The sequence below is a fragment of the Thiomonas sp. X19 genome, from assembly GCF_900089495.1.
In the GTDB taxonomy this organism is placed as follows: domain Bacteria; phylum Pseudomonadota; class Gammaproteobacteria; order Burkholderiales; family Burkholderiaceae_C; genus Thiomonas_A.
In genome coordinates, this window is the sequence record NZ_LT605203.1 from 4505684 (window position 1) to 4523295 (window position 17612).

Here is a 17612-nt window from a genome sequence, read left to right on the forward strand (position 1 = left end):
ATGGCTGGATGGCGCAACGTTGGCGTCCACAGGTTTCACCTGTGTTTCACGCCTGTTGTCATGCGTTGCGCGGCGGTAGCCGCGCGTAGGCGTCAGGCCAGAAGGAGAGGGGGCGCGTGGCCCGGGGGCGGCAGGCCGGCAACGCCGCGCGAGGCTGGCGTCATGGGCCGCGGGTCGATGTGGACGACGAGCTCGGGTGCCGTTTGCCGGGCCAAAACCAGGGCATGCGCCGGGCCGGCGTGCAACCAGGGTTGAGGCGCGGGAGCCGGTATGTGCGCCGAGGCGATGCGCAAAACGCGCATCGTGTTCGGGCCGACAAAGACTCCGACCTCCGGCGGCTCGTGCGCAAACAGGCCGCTGCCGGCCCGCTGCGCGCCGGCAGCGGCCGGCGGTGCATTGCCGCTGCCGCCGACTTCAAGCGGCCCGACATGGATGTGCCAGCCATGCTGCACGGGTTGCCCCAGATGCCCATGCACGAACGGCGCCAGCGTCAACAGCAGGGCCAGCATGGTCACGGTGACCAGGCGGATGCTGTGGATGATGGCGCGGGCGTTCATGGTGGGCTGGAGCGAAGTGCAACGAAATCTAACAAAAAGATGGCAATTGTGCAGGTTCGGGGATTTGCCGCTGGCGCCCGGCGCGCCTGTGGCCAGTTGGCCAGCCCAGCCGAAGGCCGACAAACCCCAAAACAGCCCCTTCCTACAATGCGCCGATGCCTTCCCGCCCGCGCCGCCCAGCAGCAGCCGCCGCCAAAATGGCGGCGGCTGCCGAGGCTGCGCCAAGCGCATCGCCGGCCTCCCGGCCCAAACTCGAACCCAAACCCACCTCGCCCGGCGAGCGCCTCGGATTGCGCAGCGACTGGGACTACGCCCTGCACCTGCCGCTGCACTACATCGACGAAACCCGCATCACCGCCATCGCCGCGCTGCGCGAAGGGCATGCTGCCGTGGTGCAGGCGCGGGTGGTGCTGGCTGAAGTCGCGGGCGGCGCTCGCAAGCAGTTGCGGGTGCAGGTGGAAGACGCCAGCGGCCAACTCGAGCTGCGTTTTTTCCACTTTTACGCCAACTGGCCGCGGCAATATGCGACGGGCAAACTGCTGCGCATTCGCGGCGAGCCGCGCGCCGGGCTGTTCGGCATGGAGATGGTGCACCCCACCTGCCACGTGGCCCGCCCCGACGAGCCCATGCCCGACCGCCTGACGCCCGTCTACCCGGCGGCGGCCGGCATCAGCCAGGCGTGGCTGCGCAAGGCCATCACCAGCGCGCGCGCCCGGCTCGATGTGCGCGAATGGCTGCCGGCGGCCTTGCTGGCGCAGCGGCATCTGCCCGACATCGCCAGCACCCTGGATATGCTGCACGCGCCCACCCCCGAGGTGTCGCTGGCGGCGCTGGAAGACCGCAGCCACCCGGCGTGGCAGCGGGTGAAATTCGACGAACTGCTGGCTCAGCAGCTCGCGCAGCAACAGGCGCGGGCCAAGCGCGCCACCCTGCGTGCCTGGCCCATGGCGGCGCAGGCCGGCGTGCAAAGCCTCACCCGGCGGCTGCTGGACGTTCTGCCCTTCACCCTCACGCCGGACCAGCAGTCTTGTGTGGCTGAGATCGCCGCCGACCTGGGGCGCGGACAGCCCATGCACCGCCTGCTGCAGGGTGATGTGGGCAGCGGCAAGACGGTGGTGGCGGCGCTGGCGGCGACGCAGGCCATCGATGCCGGTTTTCAATGCGCGCTGATGGCGCCCACCGACATCCTCGTCAGCCAGCATCTGCGCAAGCTGGCCGACTGGCTGGCGCCGCTGGGCGTGCATGTGGCCTGGCTCAGCGGCGCGCAGACCAGGCGCGAGCGCGCCGCCGCGCTGGCCGCTGCCGCCAGCGCGGCGGCGCAACTGGTGGTGGGCACGCATGCCGTGATTCAGGACAAGGTGCGTTTTGCCCGCCTCGGCCTGGCCATCGTCGATGAGCAGCACCGCTTCGGCGTCGCCCAGCGCCTGAGCCTGCGCGCCAAGGGGGCGCAGGGTACGGAGGTGTCGGACGCCGCCAACACCGGCCAGCCCGTGCGCGAGCCGCATCTGCTGATGATGAGCGCCACCCCCATTCCCCGCACCCTGGCGATGGCGGTGTTCGGCGATCTCGACGTCTCCACCATCGCCCATCTGCCGCCCGGCCGCAGCCCGGTGCAGACCCGCGTGTTCAGCGACGCCCGGCGCGACGCGGTGATCGCCCGCGTGCGCGAGCTGGTGGCCGCCGGCCGGCAGGTGTACTGGGTCTGCCCGCTGGTGGAGGAAAGCGAGGTGCTCGACCTGCGCAACGCCGAAGCCACTTACGCCGAGTTGCAGGCGGCGCTGGCTGGGGTGGGTGCCACGGGCGAAGGTGCGGACAGCCGCGTCGGCCTGCTGCACGGCCGCATGCCGGCCGCGCAGAAAGCCCTGGTGATGGCCGATTTCGCCAGCGCACGCCTGCGCCTGCTGGTGGCCACCACCGTCATCGAGGTGGGGGTGGACGTGCCCGCCGCCACGCTGATGGTGATCGAACATGCCGAGCGCTTCGGCCTGTCGCAGCTGCACCAGTTGCGCGGCCGGGTGGGGCGGGGCGCCGAGGCCTCGGAATGCCTGCTGCTGTTCAGCGCGCCTTTGTCGGAGTTGGCGCGCGCCCGGCTGCAGGCGCTGCGCGACAGCGGCGACGGTTTCGTGCTGGCGCAGAAAGACCTGGAACTGCGCGGCCCGGGCGAACTGCTCGGCCAGCGCCAGAGCGGCCTGCCGGCGCTGCGCCATGCCGACCTGCAGACCGACACCGAACTGCTCGAGGCCGCGCGCGACGCCGCCATCTGGCTGCTGCGCCACGATCCGCCAGCGGCGCAGCAGCACCTGCAGCGCTGGCTGGGCGGGCGGCTGGACTGGCTGGCGGCGTGAGGGTTGGGTTCGCGCAGGACCCAACCATTGGGCCGGTGAATGCCGAGGATGAACCCCGGCGATCCATAGCGCCGAACCATGCCTTTGATAATCTGCTTCAATCGAAGCTATGACACTCACTGAACTTCGCTACATCGTCGCCGTCGCCCGCGAGCGCCATTTCGGCCGTGCCGCCGAGGCCTGTTTCGTCAGCCAGCCCACGCTGTCGGTGGCAATCAAGAAACTGGAAGACGAGCTCGACATGAAAATCTTCGAGCGCGGCGGCACCGAGGTCAGCATCACGCCCATCGGCAGTGAAATCATCGAGCAGGCGCAGCGCGTGCTGGAGCAGTCGGCGGCGATCAAGGAAATCGCCAAGCGCGGCAAAGACCCGCTGGCTGGTCCCTTGCGCCTGGGCGTGATCTACACCGTGGCGCCTTATCTGCTGCCGCCGCTGGTCAGGCGCATCATCCGCGACGCGCCGCAAATGCCGCTCCTGCTGCAGGAGCAACTGACGGTGAAGCTGCTGGACATGCTGCGCAACGGCGAGCTGGACGTCGCCATTCTGGCCGAGCCCTTCCCCGAGCATGGCCTGGCGATTGCCCCGCTCTACGACGAGCCCTTTCTCGTCGCCGTGCCGCACGGTCACCGCCTGGCGCATGGCAAGCCGGTGAGCAGCGAAGCCATCAAGGAAGAGACCATGCTGCTGCTGGGCACGGGCCATTGCTTCCGCGACCATGTGCTGGAGGTGTGCCCCGAGTTCGCGCGCTTCTCGCCGGGCTCGGAGGGCATCCGCAAGACGTTCGAGGGCTCGTCGCTGGAAACCATCAAACACATGGTGGCCTCGGGCATGGGCATCACCATCCTGCCCAAGCTGTCGGTGCCGTTCGAGCCAGGCAGGGCGCCGCCCGAAGGGCCGGGGCAGATTTGCTATGTGCCGTTTTGCGAGCCGGTGCCCACGCGCCGCGTGGTGCTGGTGTGGCGCAAGAGCTTCACGCGGCTGGAAGCGGTCGAGACATTGCGCCGCGCCGTGCTCGACTGCGATCTGCCCGGCGTGATCAAGCTGCATCAGACGCAAGCGGCCGCCCAGGCGGCCTGAGCGGGAAGCGCCGCGCAACAACACAAAAGGCGCCCGAGAGCGCCTTTTGTGTTGTTGCGGAGCCGAAGTCGCGTCAAAGCCGCGTCGAAACCGGGAGGCCAAAGTGAACCGCGGCAGACCGCGGCCGCTTCACTCCACCTGCAGGGCCTGGGAGTTCTTCACTTCTTCCATCACCGCGTAGGTGTGGGTTTCGCGCACGCCGGGCAGGCTCAGCAGCACGCTGCCGAGAAACTCGCGGTAGGCCGGCATGTCGGCCACGCGGGTTTTCAGCAGGTAGTCGAAGCCACCGGCAACCATATGGCATTCCATGATTTCCGGGCGCGCCTGCACGGCGGTCTTGAACTGCTCGAACACATCGGGCGTGGTGCGGTCGAGCACGACTTCGATGAACACCAGCAATGCCGCGCTCAGTTTTTGGGGGTTGAGCCTGGCCTCGTAGCCGAGGATGAACTTCTCGCGCACCAGGCGGCGCACGCGTTCCAGCACGGCCGTGGGCGAAAGGTGCACGGCCTGGGCCAGCGCCAGATTCGACATGCGGCCATCGCCTTGCAGCAAGGCCAGGATGCGCCGATCGACACGGTCGAGGGCGTTTGCGGGGTCTTTCATGGTCGAGCCTCCGAGCAATCTAGGAATTGGTTTGTCGAATTCAATAGACAAATTAAAACAGGGATGTCAAGAATCGTGAACTGAACGAGCGTGCCGATTGTCGTTGAAAAACCGAGCAAGCTTACACAAGCTGCGCGGCTTTGCCCATGATTTATTTGAGATAGTCGTGCACCACCCTGCCCAGCCCCAGGGTGAGGTCGGAGACCAGATGCACGCTGCTCAGCACTTCCAGCACCGGCAGGCTGGCCACCGGGGCCAGCGCGTGGGCATGCAGTTCCAGCGCGGCCGGGCCGGTCCATGCTCCCTTCACCACCACGTCTTCCAGGTTGTAAGTCACCAGTTCGCAAATGCGCGGCGTGCAATCCACATCGGGAATGATCTTCAGCAGATAGTTCGCCGCCAGCAGGCTCTTGCGCACTTGTTCGGTGTCCAGCACCTTGTGTTTGTAGCCCATGGTGCCGGACGCCACGCGCACCGAGCCGTAGTCCAGCGTGCCCAGCAAGGTGTCGCTCTCCACAACCAGGCGGGGTTTGGCCAGCTTTTTCGGGAAGCCCCAGATTTCACGCCCACCGGCCAGCGGCGCCTCGTCGTCCAGGAACATGGCGACCTGGTAGGTGCCCGGCTTGCCCTTGTAGGTCACGGGCACCACCTGGCCAGATTCGGTGTAGTCGCCAAAGCCGGTGGAATCGGGCATGCGGATGAACTCGAACTTGGCCGTATCGCCCGCGGGCTGCAGCGGTTCCGGCACCAGTTCGCGCAGCAGCGCGGGGTCGGTGCGGTAGGTGATGATGAGGAATTCGCGGTTGATGAAGCGATACGGCCCGCGCGGATAGGCCGGGCTCGACAGCGGCATGGAAAAAGCGGACTTCACGACCTGTTTGGCTTGCATGGTTGAGATCCTTTCAAGAAAACGATGGGTCATTCTCGAATCTTTCTGACCCCCAATGGACGGGCCCGGCGGCTTGACCCTGGAGCGATCCAGGAGAGACAGTATTCAGTCTGTGCAGCGCAAAGCTGGAAAGTTCACGGAAATCGTCCGGTTTCAGTTTGGCTTCATCCGGTCATGGCGGCAAAATACGACAGCAGCTGATGCCGCTGCGGTTCAGCATGGCATCCAAATAGCAAGGCCTTGGAGCAAAATTAAACGCTAAAAATTATTGGTTAACCAAAGAATGATCGGTCAGGCTAGCCCAAATACAACACCCATTTTGGGGGGAGAGGCCTAAAGTTATCGGTGTTGCACAGCCCCCTGCCATCCCCTCAAAAACCATGTCCGCCCTGCCCACCTCGAACGCTCTCCGCTCCCTTGCCTCCTCGCAGGCTTGCTCACCTTCCGCCATCCCGCGTCTGCCGCAGCCCGTGCGTGACGAAGCCGTGGTGATGCGCCAATTGCTCGCCCGCCTTGCCGGTTTCGACTGGGCCGCAGCCACCGCCGTGGCCGAGCCCTGGGTGACGGCCGTGCGCACCAAGCCCGCGCCGTTCTGGGCCCTGGAATCGCTGCTGCGCGAATACCCCATCGCCAGCAGCGAGGGCCTGGCCTTGATGCGCCTGGCCGAAGCCCTGCTGCGCGTGCCCGACACCGGAACGGCGGCCCTGCTCGCGGCCGATCAACTGGGCCAGGCCAAGTTCGACAAGGACGACGACCCATCCACCCTCAAAGCCCTGTCCGGCCGCCTGCTTGGTTTTTCACGCCGCCTGCTGCCGGAAGACGACTCGGCCACGCGCGGCCTCATCGCCCGCCTGGGCGCTGGCACCGTGGTGGCGGCGGCGGTGCGCGCCATTGCCTTGCTCGGCAAGCAGTTCGTGCTGGGCGAAAACCTGCAGCTTGCGGCCAAGCGCGCCCAGGCCATGCGGCGCGAGCAGCCCAACCTCACCTTCTCGTACGACATGCTGGGCGAGGGCGCACGCACGGCCGACGACGCCGCGCGCTACGCCGCCTCCTACCGCGCCACGCTGGCGGCGCTGGCGCAGCAGCGCACGCCGGGCGGCCCCGAGCTGCGCGACGGCATGTCCATCAAGCTGTCGGCGCTGCATCCGCGTTTCGAAGAGGCGCAGCGCGCGCGCGTGTTCACGGAGTTGCTGCCGCTGGTGGAACAACTGGCGCGCGAAGCCGCCGCGGCCGATGTCAATTTCACCCTCGACGCCGAGGAGAGCGAGCGCCTGGAGTTGCAGCTCGACCTGCTCGACGCCCTCGCTGCCCGCCTGGCGGCCGAGCCAAGCACCGCCACCTGGGGCGGCCTGGGCCTGGCGGTGCAGGCCTACCAGACGCGCGCGCCCGAGGCCGTATCGGCCGTGATCGCCATCGCCCGGCGCCACCGCATGCGTCTCATGGTGCGGCTGGTGAAAGGCGCGTATTGGGACGCCGAAATCAAGCGCGCGCAGGAACTCGGCCTGGCCGGCTATCCCGTGTTCAGCCACAAGCATCACACCGATGCCAGCTATCTCGCCTGCGCCCGGATCATGCTCGATGCCGCCGCGGCCAGTGACCGCCCCCAGGCCGCTGCCTTGCATCAGCCGCCCCCCGAGGGGGATGTGAAAACTTGGGGCGGCCCAGCGTTTTCTCATGACGCCCCCATCTACCCCCAGTTCGCCACCCACAACGCCGGCACCATCGCCGCCGTGCTGCATCTGGCGGCGCAGCGGCCCACGGCGCGCTTCGAGCTGCAGCGCCTGCACGGCATGGGCGAGGGCATCTACCGCGAGGTGCTGAACAACAAGGCGCTGCGCTGCCGCGTTTACGCCCCCGTGGGCGAGCACCGCGACCTGCTCGCCTACCTGGTGCGCCGCCTGCTGGAAAACGGCGCCAACTCCTCCTTCGTGCATCTGCTGGCCGACACCTCCGTGCCCGCGCAAGAGCTGTTGCACGACCCGCTGTGGCTGGCCGACCGCAGCACGCTGCCCGCCCCGCGCAACCTCTACGGCCTGCTGCATGGCGAGCCGCGCCCCAACCCGCTGGGTTTCGACGTGGCCGACGCTCCGGCGCGCGAGCCCGTGCTGGCCGCCGCGCGCGCCTTGCCCTTGCCCGCCGTGGCCGAAGCCAGTGCGGAGGCGGTCGAGTCCGCCATGCGCACGCTGCACGCGGCCTGGCCCGCGTGGAATGCCACGCCCTTGCCCGAGCGCTGCGCCGTCTTGCTGCGCGCCGCCGATCTGCTGGAGCAGCGCCGCGACGCCTTCATCGCCCTGATGCAGCGCGAAGCCCACAAGACCCTGGGCGACGCGCTCTCGGAGGTGCGCGAAGCCACCGACTTCTGCCGCTACTACGCGCTGCAAGCGCGCCACCTGCTGGCCGAGCAGGAACTGCCCGGCCCCACCGGCGAGCGCAACGCCTTGCGCAGCAACGGGCGCGGCGTGTTCGTCTGCATCAGCCCGTGGAATTTCCCGCTCGCCATCTTCGCCGGCCAGGTGCTGGCGGCGCTGGTGGCCGGCAACAGCGTCGCGGCCAAGCCCGCCGAGCAAACCCCGGCCACCGCGCAAGCCTTCGTCAATCTGTTGGTCGAAGCCGGCTTGCCGCGCCGGGTGCTCGCCTTGCTGCACGGCCCCGGCGAAACCGTGGGCGCGGCACTCGTCGCGCACCCGCTCGCCGCCGGCGTGGCCTTCACCGGCTCCACCGCGGTCGCGCGCAGCATCAACCGCGCGCTGGCCGCCAAGGACGGGCCGATTGCGCCGCTGATTGCCGAGACCGGCGGCGTCAACGCCATGATCGTCGACTCCACCGCCCTGCCCGAGCAGGTGGTCGACGCCGTGGTCAGTTCCGCCTTCCGCTCCGCCGGCCAGCGCTGCTCCGCGCTGCGCCTGCTGTGCGTGCAGGACGACGTCGCCGACGCCATGCTCGTCATGCTGGCCGGCGCCATGCACGAACTGCGCATCGGCCAGGCCTGCGACTTCGCCACCGATGTGCCGCCCGTGATCGACGCCGACGCCTGGAAGGGCTTGCGCGCACAAACCGAGCGCCTGCAGCGCGACGCCCGGCTGCTGGCGCGCACGCCGTGGCCGGGTGACATGCTGGAAGCCGCACGGACGGCTCCCCCTCCCAACCTCCCCCATGCGATGGGGGAGGAGCAAAACCGCCTTCGCTCAGCCATGATGGCGGAGGAGTCAAGCACACTACGCACTGACGCGATGAGAACAGAGCTTGGCTCCCTCCCCACTGGTGGGGAGGGCTGGGGTGGGGAGCTTGCCAACGCGATACAGGCTGCGCTCGCGCTGCGCATCCCCGAGGACGCGCTGCTCCCCGGCGCACAGCCCGCTGCCCGAACTTTGCACTTCATCGCTCCCAGCCTGTTCGACATTGGCGGCGTGGTTGGTGTGGCCAAAGCCAAGGACGAAATCTTCGGCCCGGTGCTGCAGGTGGTGCGCTGGAAGGCGGGTGAGCTCGACGCCCTGGTCGACGCCATCAACGCCCTCGGCTACGGCCTCACGCTCGGCGTGCAGACGCGCATCGACGGCCGCGCCCTGCGCATCGCCGAACGCGCACGCTGCGGCAACGTCTACGTCAACCGCAACATGATCGGCGCCGTGGTTGGCGTGCAGCCCTTCGGCGGCGAAGGCCTCTCAGGCACCGGCCCCAAAGCCGGCGGTCCGCATTACCTGCTGCGCTTTTGCAGCGAACAAACCCTCACCATCAACACCGCAGCCGCTGGCGGCAACGCGGCACTGCTGGCGCAGGCGGCGGTGTGAGGCGAAGGCCCTGGAATCTCCCCGAGCAGGGGCATTCCAGGGAGGCGCTATCGAACAACGGCATCAATACTGCCGCCAGGCGATGGGCTTGTTCATCACGTTGCCGCCGAATTGAATCGGGCTGATCGAGTTCGGTGTCGTCGTATTGGGTGGCGTGCTGCTGCCCGGGTAGATCACCGTTCCCGTGGGCGTGACGTAAACCGCCGGCGACAGCGGGATGCCCGCACCCAGCGCGATGACTCCATTCAACACGGCGTTGTTCTTGTAGGTGATGGTGATTTTCGGCTTGTTGCCCGTCAGCAGGTCGAACAAGTCGTAGTAGCCGGTTCCTACGCCGCAGGTGCTGCCCGGAGGTGGCACATACACCGGCACCACCAGCACACCATTCACCAGGACGGGGGCAGCGGAAATCTGCCCGCCGCTTTGCAAGGGCATGACCGTGGTCGAGGAAACGGCCGTCAACGTTCCACTGCTGTCGGGCTGGTAGCCGCTCGTGCCGCTGCTGGCCCAGAGAATGTTGGAGCTGCCGCCCGACAGGGCAAACGTGGTGATTTCACTGGTCGTTGCCGCCCAGATATAGGGCAAGCCGCTGATCTCGGTGTAACCCACATAGTTGATGGCTGCCGCCGGGCTGGTCGTTGCCACCTGTGTGGCATTCCCCGCGTCGCTCGGCGCCGAGCCGGAGATGTTCAGGCTCCACACCCCGCCATTGTTGTCGCCGAGCCAGAGCGTGCCGGTCGTCGGCACATAGGTCAAAGAACTGTTGACATAGGTGCCTGAAGGCAGTGTGGTGAGCGAAGACGAAAGCGCCGTGCCGGTGGCCGGTTGTCCGGTCGCCACGTTCACCTCGTACAGCGTGCTCTTGGTCACCGCGGAACTGCCGCTGCCCGTGGTTGTGTTGACCACGAACACCGCATATTGCATGCCGCCCACGGTGACGATGATGGGCGCCTGTTCCTGCGGCGAACTCCCTCCGGCCACGTTGATGCCCCAAGTCTGGGCCGAGGGGGTTGGCGCTGTGGTGGTCGTGGAACTGCCGTTGCTGCTCAGCTTCAGTGCATAGTGATACGCCCCGCCGCCAGCCGCGCCCACCACGTAGCTGGCCCAGTCGCTCGCCTGAGGGCTGGTCGAGGTGTCTGCCGCATCGGTGGTGGTGAAGGCGCCATCGAAATACTGCCCGGTCTGGAAGCTGGTGTAGTACTGCAAGTTGGCAAGGAAAGACCGCGGCATCCAGCCCCAGACCAGGTTGCCCGTGGTCGCATCCACCGCGTACAGGAAGCCGTCATTGCTGGTGAACAACACCAGTTTTTCACGGCCGCTGTTGTTGCGCGCGAAGGATACATAACCGCCGATGCCCAGCAAATTCGCATTGCCCGGGGGGCCGAGATATTGCACATGGTCGTTCGGGCTCAAGCTGCCCAGCATCCAGTTCAACTGCCGCCCGGCGAGGTAGGAACAACCCGCAACGCCGCTTGGAAAGCCCAGACCGCTGATGTTGGGTGTGCTGTCCCCCGCCGTGTTGAACGACGGGTCGAAGGTGTAGGCCAGAATCGTGGAGATATTGGGCACGCAGGTCGTTGCCGAGAGGGCGAACGCGCTTGGGCTGTAATTCGGGCTGCTGCTGTTGTTGCCGATGTTGTTCAGCGTGTCGATCGTTCCCGAACCAAGCCCGGAGCCGGAAGCAGTGCCCGTGGTGCTGAACAGTGCGGTTTGCCGCGTAGCGGCTGACATGAGCGAGGGTGCGCCCGCATCCCACACCGCTGGCCCGCTGGCCGTACCCACTGGCGCGCTGGCGCTCGAACTCGGAAGCGCGACCGTGCCGTAAGCCTGGATGTGGCCGCCGATGGCACCGGGATTGTTGTCGCTGGTGGCGGTGTAAATCAGCGAGCCGCCGGTGATGCTGGTGGGCGCCACGGGGGCTGACACCGCGATGCTGCTGAAAATTTGTCCGGCAATGCTGCTCAGCGCGGAATTGAAAGCCGACACATTGTTTGCCGGATATTCCTGCCCCGTGCCCCCTGCAATAGCCATGGCATTGAGTGCGGCATAGGCAGCCGGGTTGGCGGTGGAGTCAACGCCAGCGCCGAGGCCGATGACGTAGGTTTTAATCGGATGCGAGCCACTGTTCAGATTTTGGATGGCGGTGATAGTGTCGATTAGAGCTTGGTCATTGGTGTTGGACGCATCAAGCGTGCCGACGGGGCCTCCAGTATTGCCAGAGTCGTTATTGATGCCATAGGCTGCATTACCTGCGACTCCGTAAAAGGCAGCATTAACACCATAACCATTTGGCGTTGCAGCGCCGGCAGCACTGCCAAGCGGAGGCCATAAGTTATTACTCAAATCTTGCGTTGGTAAACCATCTGTCACAAGAATGAGATACTTCCCCGCACAAGATGAGCTTGCGCTTGTGAAACTGGTGGCTGCACCTTGCACCAGACCTGCCAGAGGTGACTGAACGGCTAATGCTTTGATTTCATGTGTATTCAGGCTGCTCGTTTCTGGAGCCAACGCTGTTTGAAATGGGGCTAATGCCGTGCTAATTTGTGAACTAGTTGGATTGGCCCCAAGTGTCGTCATTGGTACAATGTTATATCCGTCTGTCGGGATGGCAGATTGATAAAAGCCAAAGCCGCGCTGTGCATACATGACCTGAGTCGAAAACGGCACATAACCAGCATTGGTTGGACCTGTTGTTCGGGCGCTGCTATTGATTTGGCTGTCGTAGCTGACGGTAATTGTGTTGGGTGTATGATATTGAGATAGTGTGAATGTGGAGTATGGGCTCGCCGGCGCGTTCCCGCTTGCATTATAGACAATGGATAGTCCGCTCAACTGGCCGCTATTATCATACAGAACATCATTGATGTCGGCATCATCGGATGATGCGCTCACTGACATGTATTTATAGGTGGAGATGCTATTGTACGGGTTATATAAACCCGAGCTGTCAACTTGAGAGCATTGATAGTCAAGGGTCGTCGTTGGGTTGCTGTTATTATAGCCATAGCAGGGATTGATAACTGTAGAAGAAGGTGATGTTGTGCTGGCAGGCCCGGTATTCGTGAATGTGAATCCTCCGGGATTCGACATGTAATAAACCCACGTGTTGTACAGGGTGCTTGGAAGCTGGTTTTCACCAACATCGTAATCTTCTAAGGCAAAATCCATGCTCGGCAAATATTGATTTAATACCGAGGTGATCCCAGCCTTAGCAACATTCAGCCGACTCGCGCTGTTATCGACCAAATCAGATCCGCCGTTGGGCCCCGTGAATGGTCGGGTGTAGGGGGCGGTTGGCGCGCTTGTGGCGGTCACTGGGGGGGTAAAACCAAGCGGAACTGAGTAATTTACAGGGGAACTTGAGTTTTGGAGGCCGCTTAACCCCAGCCCAGCCCCGACAAGTGAACCTGATCCCGTCATGATGGCTCCACTCAAGTCGCCGTCCATCGACTGCGAATTGCCGATGGCGATGACGATTTGCGGCCGCGGCAGGCTGGTGCTCGTTGTGCTGCCTGTTCCTGTTCCACCCCTTTTTTTCGCAAAACTCAATGGCGCTAGTGTGAAGCAAGCTCCAAGTAGAAATGCAACAGCCGCAAGCAGCAGCATGATTCTTGAGGCGTGGACAGTTTTCATGATGTTGTCGGGGTGCAGAGTTTGAACACGGTTTCGGTGGTGGCGGCGGTCGTGGCGTTCGCCTCTTGCGTGTGCAGGAAGATGTCGTAATACGTCGCGGTGAACCCCGTGTTGCCACAGCTGTAGGCATCGGTCGGCTGGTTGGTCGGGACCACGGTGGCGAGGGCGGTGTAGCCGCCCGGCAGGGCGGGCGGCGCGGGGTTGATGACCGAAGCGACGTTGGCCACCGTGTCGCAGGTGCCGGATGCCTGGCAGGTTTGCCAATACGTCGCGGGGGCGCCCGTTCCAGTGCCCGGCGCGGGCCAGACGCTGCCGTTGTTCGGCGGGATGTAGAACCAGGCTTTGCCGGTGGCGGCAATTTCCAGCGGCACGTCACCGGCGTTATTGGCGGTCTGAATGATGGCCTGCTGCACCTGCCGCAGCGCCAGGTCGCTGGCCTGCACGTCTTTCTGGCGTTGCATGGTGTTGCCGGTCATGGCGGTTTGCAGCAGCGTGCCGCGCATGGTGAACAGCACGCCGAATAGCAGCACCAGCAGGGTGATGAGGGTGAGCAGCAGCACGAAGCCCTGCTGGGGCTTGCGCTGCGCGCGGTGGTTCAGTGCGGCCATATCTGGTTCCGAATGGCAACTTCGGATTCGAGGACGGAGAAGCGGTTGTTGGCATACGCAGCAGGCACGCTGTAGTTGGTGAAGCTGTCCGGGCCGGCAGTCGGGCTGGCCAGGGTGATGGTGCCGGGCGCGTTGTACTTCGGGTCGGTCTGCAGGGTTTTGGTGACGATGGCGAACAGCACGCTGCGCACGTCAGCGGTGTAGTTGCCCTTCACCACGTCGGGCCAGGTGAGGTAGTTGGTCACGCCGCCGGAGTTGGTTTCATCCACGCCGAACAGGGCTTGCAGGCTGACCACGCCGGCGGCCACGGGGTTGATGGAGGTGAGCGTGTCGTTCTGCGCGTTGATCACGGCGCGCATCAGCATGGGGTAACTGCCGGTTGCCGTGCCCGCAGTGCCATAGGTGCCGACGTAATACACCACGGTTTGCTCGACGGTGGCGGCCGCAGGGCCGAGGTCGGTGAGCCGCGAGCCGATCAGGTTGCTGTTGACCAGTCCCGAGGCTGGCCAGACGCCGGCCGACTGCATCTGTGTTTGAAAGCCCGTGTAGCCACTGCCAGGAAAGAGCTGGGTGCTTTTGCTGTCGATTGTCGGCGGGTTGCTGGGGTTGACATGGGCAATGGGTACCCGAAAACACACGAGTTTGCCGTTCAAAGGCATGCGCAGCAGTGCGCCGTCGCCGGCGTTGATGCCGGTGACGGTCTGTAGCGGCAAAACAGTCGAGCTGATGGCGCCATTCGCGCCGGGCGCGGTGGTCGTCGACGCTTGCTGAACCACATAGGTGCTCGGGTTGCCGTTGCTCGGCAACTGCAGGGCGCTGGTGGTGCCGGTGAAAAACAGCATGTCGGTGAACTGCGCGCTGCTGCCGTAGCTGTTTGGATCGGGCGTCGTGCTGGGGTAGGTGGAACTGCCCGCGGCCGTGCTGGTGGGCAACGGCAGCGGTTGCGACGCCGCGGACACGGGGTATTGGAAGAACGCCGGGTTGGTCAGACTGCTGTCGTAGGCCAGGGTCAGGCTGCAGCGCGACTGCACGCCACCGAGCATGAAGCCGGCATTGCTCAGGTCCTGGGTGATGAGGTCGAGCGCGGCGCGGGACTGGTTGTCGCGCTGGCTGACATCGGACATCTGCACGTTTTCCTTGGTCAGCGCGATTTGCACCAGCAGCACCGAGAGCGAGAAGATGATGGCCGCGACCAGCGCCACCATCAGCTCGACGAGGGTCAGGCCGCGCTGGCGGGGCAGGGTGAGGCGTGCAGGCGTGGCGTGCATGTCAGAACCCCACCTGGTAGTTGTAGGTCTGCGACCGGGTGGTCGTGGAATTGGGCTGCCACTGGATGTTGAGCGTGATGCCGCAAAGCGTGGTGGTCGGCGTTGCAGCGCTGCAGGCGTTGCCGTCGGCGCCGTTGTTGGCGGTGATGGTGACGCTGGCGTTGGGGAGCATGGTTTGCCCATTGCTGAAAATATTCGTCAACAGCGGTTGAAGCGAAGTTGGGGCAGCACTTTGGCTCGAAACCTGATACTGCACCTTTGTTCCGCTTGCCGGCGAGGCGCCGAACAGTGTGTTGACCAAGCCCGGATTGGCCTGCAGCAGTGCCCAGAACTGGTTGCCGAATGCGGCGGTGTCGGTGGCGGCTTCGTTGGCCGTGACGGCCGGCACCGCCATGGTGTAGATGGACGCGATGCTGAGCATGCCGAGGCTGAAAATGACGATGGCCACCAACACGCTGATGAGTGACAGCCCGGCCTGAAGGCCGGCTCGCGCGCGGATTGACGAAGGCGAGAAGGGCAGGCTCATGACGCGGTGTTGCTGTTGAGGATGACGCTGCCCGAACTGAGCACCTGCATCGTCCAGGTTTGCTGACCATTGGCGGTGGTCACGGTGATGGTGGGCGAGATTGGAGGGCCGCCGACGCCGTCCGTGATGAAGCCTTGAGAATTAAAGTCAAGGTTCCCGGTGGTTGGCGCGTTCGTCGTAATGCTGCAGGTGACGCCGGGGTATTCCGTCGCTGCATTGGTCATGGAATGTTCCGCCACGGTGGGACCGCCATTGACCGTCGCTACCCATTGGCAGTTGCCGTTGGACAAGGCGATTTGCACAGGCTGCTGCGACGTCACCGCCAGGTTGCGCGCCCAGGCCACGTCCTGTGGAAACTTGTTGATCAAAACCGAGGTCTTGCCGGACTGCACCATGGTCACCAGGTTCGGCACCACAAGCATGCCGAGCATGGCCGCCACCGCGAGGGTGACCAGCAACTCGATGAGGGTGAAGCCGCCTGGGCGGCGGGCCGCGTGGCGCATTTCAGCAGTCCCCGGACTGGTCGCGCACCCAGCAGGTGGAACTGCTGCCGACGTTATGGCTGGACCAGCCGCCGGTCGTCGGTACGCTGAGCGTTTGCTTGGTGCCGTTCTGGTTGATGGAGTAAACCATCCCGGTCAGCGTGGGCGTGCTGCCCGTGGCCGTGATGGTGAACTGCGTGGCAGTTGGCGCCGGGTTGCAGGCAAAGGTGAAGTCCGTTGATGTCGGTGCATTGGCGCTGCCGGTGGTGCAGACATTGGGGTTGGCCGCGGTGGGAACGTAGGTGCGGTTGTCCTGGTAATACTGCTGCAACGCCACGCTGGCGCCCGACAGCCCCGAAAACGCCTCCGCCAGCTTGCTGCGCGTGACGTAACTGTTATAGGCCGGCAGGGCGATGGCCGAGAGGATGGCGACGATCGCCACGACGATCATCAACTCGATCAGGGTGAAGCCACGAGAGGTTTTCATGCGCAAGAACTCCTTGTGCTGCATTCTGGTGGAGAGATCGATGGTGCACGACAAAATCTGGATGAACGGTGGTTTTTCGCGGATGAACGGCGAATAAAATACATTTACTCACCAAAGTAACAACCGGAAACATGAGCCTTCCAGGCTCAGGCGTCGCTTGACGGCACAGTTCAGATCTCTTCTGCCGGGCCTCGTGCTTGAGGGGCCGACAGGGACTTCCCCACGTGCACAGCATGTTGTCTCCTCCCCCAACCCGCACACAGGTGGGGAGGGGGCCAGATGTGCGCCGTTCGCGTGGTGCTGCAGAACTTGCCGGCCACCAGCCGCCCGCGATAATCCCGGCATGAACTCCTCAACCCTCGTTTTCATCGGCGGCGGCAATATGGCGGGCGCGCTCGTTGGCGGGCTGCTCCAGGCCGGGACGCCGGCTGCGTCCATCCTGGTGCTGGAACCTTTCGCCGCACAGCGCGCAAGCCTGCAGCAGCGCTTCGGCGTGCGCGTCCTGGCCGAGGCCGGGCCGGATTTGCGCGCGGCGCAAGGGGTGGTGTGGGCCGTCAAGCCGCAGAGCTTTGCCGAGGCTGCCGCGGCTTGCGCCCCGCATCTGGACGACGCCTTGCACCTGAGCGTCATGGCCGGCGTGCGCTGCGGCGCCATTGCGCGCCGGGCGGGGGCGCGGCGCATCGTGCGCGCCATGCCCAACACCCCCGCGCTCATCGGCCAGGGCATCGCCGGGCTCTACGCCAACGCCGCCTGCACCCCGGCCGACCGCGCCGAGGCCGAGCGCCTGCTGGCGCCCACCGGCGCCCTGCTGTGGGTCGAGCAGGAAGCCCAGCTCGACGCGGTGACCGCGCTGTCCGGCTCCGGCCCGGCCTATGTGTTCTATCTGGTGGAGGCCATGACCGCCGCCGGCGTGCGTCTCGGCCTGCCTGCCAACATCGCCAAGCGCCTGGCGCTGGGCACCTTCTCCGGCGCGGCGGCACTCGCCACCCAGTCGCCGCTCACGCCCACGCAGCTGCGCGAGCAAGTCACCAGCAAAGGCGGCACCACCGCCGCCGCGCTCGACACACTGGCGCAGCACCGCGTCGCCCAAGCCTTCGACGCCGCACTGCAGGCCGCAGCCCAGCGCGCCACCGAACTGGGCGACCTGCTCGATTGAGCGCAGCCAGCCGGGAATCGCACACTTCCGCCAAGCACGCCCTGCTACTATGCCGGGCTCCCGGAGAGATGGATGAGCGGTTTAAGTCGCACGCCTGGAAAGCGTGTAAGGGTTAACAGCCCTTCGGGGGTTCGAATCCCCCTCTCTCCGCCAGAATTGATCCAAAGCAGTCCCTCAAAGCCCCAC

The 17612-nt window shown here is 65.2% G+C and carries 13 protein-coding genes and 1 tRNA gene; 5 read left to right on the plus strand and 9 right to left on the minus strand.

Annotated features, from left to right (window positions below; genetic code table 11):
* Window positions 1-92 precede the first annotated feature (92 nt).
* Entirely contained in the window at window positions 93-557 is a 465-nt protein-coding gene (locus tag THIX_RS22090) for a hypothetical protein (RefSeq protein ID WP_112487919.1), read from the minus strand.
* 155 nt (window positions 558-712) lie between these two features.
* On the opposite strand from THIX_RS22090, the gene recG reads away from it, so the two are divergent.
* Both recG and THIX_RS22100 read left to right on the plus strand, forming a co-directional pair.
* Window positions 713-2902 carry an ATP-dependent DNA helicase RecG gene (gene recG, locus THIX_RS22095; RefSeq protein ID WP_233224685.1) on the plus strand — a complete coding sequence of 730 codons (2190 nt, stop codon included), beginning with the start codon at window positions 713-715 and terminating at the stop codon, window positions 2900-2902.
* Between the two features lie 109 nt (window positions 2903-3011).
* Window positions 3012-3980, plus strand: a complete 969-nt coding sequence (locus THIX_RS22100; protein ID WP_112487920.1) for a hydrogen peroxide-inducible genes activator — start codon at window positions 3012-3014, stop codon at window positions 3978-3980.
* Between the two features lie 129 nt (window positions 3981-4109).
* On the opposite strand, the gene THIX_RS22105 is transcribed toward THIX_RS22100, so the two are convergent.
* Both THIX_RS22105 and THIX_RS22110 read right to left on the minus strand, forming a co-directional pair.
* Window positions 4110-4586: an Lrp/AsnC ligand binding domain-containing protein gene (locus THIX_RS22105; RefSeq protein ID WP_112487921.1), complete on the minus strand. Its 477-nt coding sequence runs from the start codon at window positions 4584-4586 to the stop codon at window positions 4110-4112.
* Window positions 4587-4737: 151 nt separating this feature from the next.
* Window positions 4738-5475: an acetoacetate decarboxylase gene (locus tag THIX_RS22110; RefSeq protein ID WP_112487922.1), complete on the minus strand. Its 738-nt coding sequence runs from the start codon at window positions 5473-5475 to the stop codon at window positions 4738-4740.
* Between the two features lie 491 nt (window positions 5476-5966).
* Here THIX_RS22110 and THIX_RS22115 point away from each other — a divergent pair, with 491 nt between their 5' ends.
* Window positions 5967-9263 carry a proline dehydrogenase family protein gene (locus tag THIX_RS22115; protein WP_233224787.1) on the plus strand — a complete coding sequence of 1099 codons (3297 nt, stop codon included), beginning with the start codon at window positions 5967-5969 and terminating at the stop codon, window positions 9261-9263.
* Window positions 9264-9326: 63 nt separating this feature from the next.
* On the opposite strand, the gene THIX_RS23255 is transcribed toward THIX_RS22115, so the two are convergent.
* The 6 genes from THIX_RS23255 to THIX_RS22150 are packed head-to-tail and all read right to left on the minus strand — an operon-like array spanning window position 9327 to window position 16270.
* Window positions 9327-12899 (minus strand): PQQ-binding-like beta-propeller repeat protein, encoded by a 3573-nt coding sequence (locus THIX_RS23255; protein ID WP_146748661.1) that lies wholly within the window; start codon window positions 12897-12899, stop codon window positions 9327-9329.
* Complete coding sequence (locus tag THIX_RS22130) at window positions 12896-13507, minus strand: hypothetical protein (RefSeq protein ID WP_112487924.1); 612 nt, start codon at window positions 13505-13507, stop codon at window positions 12896-12898. The genes THIX_RS23255 and THIX_RS22130 overlap by 4 nt, the downstream gene beginning before the upstream one ends.
* Window positions 13495-14775, minus strand: a complete 1281-nt coding sequence (locus THIX_RS22135; RefSeq protein ID WP_112487925.1) for a PilW family protein — start codon at window positions 14773-14775, stop codon at window positions 13495-13497. Before THIX_RS22135 ends, THIX_RS22130 begins: the two co-directional genes overlap by 13 nt.
* A gap of 1 nt (window position 14776) precedes the next feature.
* Window positions 14777-15301, minus strand: coding sequence for a pilus assembly protein PilV (locus THIX_RS22140; protein ID WP_112487926.1), 525 nt, complete (start codon window positions 15299-15301; stop codon window positions 14777-14779).
* Window positions 15298-15804 (minus strand): GspH/FimT family pseudopilin, encoded by a 507-nt coding sequence (locus THIX_RS22145; protein WP_112487927.1) that lies wholly within the window; start codon window positions 15802-15804, stop codon window positions 15298-15300. Before THIX_RS22145 ends, THIX_RS22140 begins: the two co-directional genes overlap by 4 nt.
* 1 nt (window position 15805) lies before the next feature.
* The gene (locus THIX_RS22150; protein WP_112488558.1) at window positions 15806-16270 is read right to left on the minus strand and encodes a type IV pilin protein; all 465 of its coding nucleotides are present in this window, start codon (window positions 16268-16270) and stop codon (window positions 15806-15808) included.
* Between the two features lie 343 nt (window positions 16271-16613).
* Between THIX_RS22150 and proC the strand changes: the two genes are divergently transcribed.
* Both proC and THIX_RS22160 read left to right on the plus strand, forming a co-directional pair.
* Window positions 16614-17426, plus strand: a complete 813-nt coding sequence (gene proC / locus THIX_RS22155) for a pyrroline-5-carboxylate reductase (RefSeq protein WP_112487928.1) — start codon at window positions 16614-16616, stop codon at window positions 17424-17426.
* A 62-nt stretch (window positions 17427-17488) separates the two neighbouring features.
* Window positions 17489-17579, plus strand: a tRNA-Ser gene (locus tag THIX_RS22160).
* Window positions 17580-17612 lie beyond the last annotated feature (33 nt).

What these genes read in the sequence shown, in the direction of transcription:
- THIX_RS22090 (WP_112487919.1), bottom strand. Translation starts at nt 557, where the DNA reads ATGAACGCCCGCGCCATCATCCACAGCATCCGCCTGGTCACCGTGACC.
- recG (WP_233224685.1), top strand. Translation starts at nt 713, where the DNA reads ATGCCTTCCCGCCCGCGCCGCCCAGCAGCAGCCGCCGCCAAAATGGCG.
- THIX_RS22100 (WP_112487920.1), top strand. Translation starts at nt 3,012, where the DNA reads ATGACACTCACTGAACTTCGCTACATCGTCGCCGTCGCCCGCGAGCGC.
- THIX_RS22105 (WP_112487921.1), bottom strand. Translation starts at nt 4,586, where the DNA reads ATGAAAGACCCCGCAAACGCCCTCGACCGTGTCGATCGGCGCATCCTG.
- THIX_RS22110 (WP_112487922.1), bottom strand. Translation starts at nt 5,475, where the DNA reads ATGCAAGCCAAACAGGTCGTGAAGTCCGCTTTTTCCATGCCGCTGTCG.
- THIX_RS22115 (WP_233224787.1), top strand. Translation starts at nt 5,967, where the DNA reads ATGCGCCAATTGCTCGCCCGCCTTGCCGGTTTCGACTGGGCCGCAGCC.
- THIX_RS23255 (WP_146748661.1), bottom strand. Translation starts at nt 12,899, where the DNA reads ATGAAAACTGTCCACGCCTCAAGAATCATGCTGCTGCTTGCGGCTGTT.
- THIX_RS22130 (WP_112487924.1), bottom strand. Translation starts at nt 13,507, where the DNA reads ATGGCCGCACTGAACCACCGCGCGCAGCGCAAGCCCCAGCAGGGCTTC.
- THIX_RS22135 (WP_112487925.1), bottom strand. Translation starts at nt 14,775, where the DNA reads ATGCACGCCACGCCTGCACGCCTCACCCTGCCCCGCCAGCGCGGCCTG.
- THIX_RS22140 (WP_112487926.1), bottom strand. Translation starts at nt 15,301, where the DNA reads ATGAGCCTGCCCTTCTCGCCTTCGTCAATCCGCGCGCGAGCCGGCCTT.
- THIX_RS22145 (WP_112487927.1), bottom strand. Translation starts at nt 15,804, where the DNA reads ATGCGCCACGCGGCCCGCCGCCCAGGCGGCTTCACCCTCATCGAGTTG.
- THIX_RS22150 (WP_112488558.1), bottom strand. Translation starts at nt 16,270, where the DNA reads ATGAAAACCTCTCGTGGCTTCACCCTGATCGAGTTGATGATCGTCGTG.
- proC (WP_112487928.1), top strand. Translation starts at nt 16,614, where the DNA reads ATGAACTCCTCAACCCTCGTTTTCATCGGCGGCGGCAATATGGCGGGC.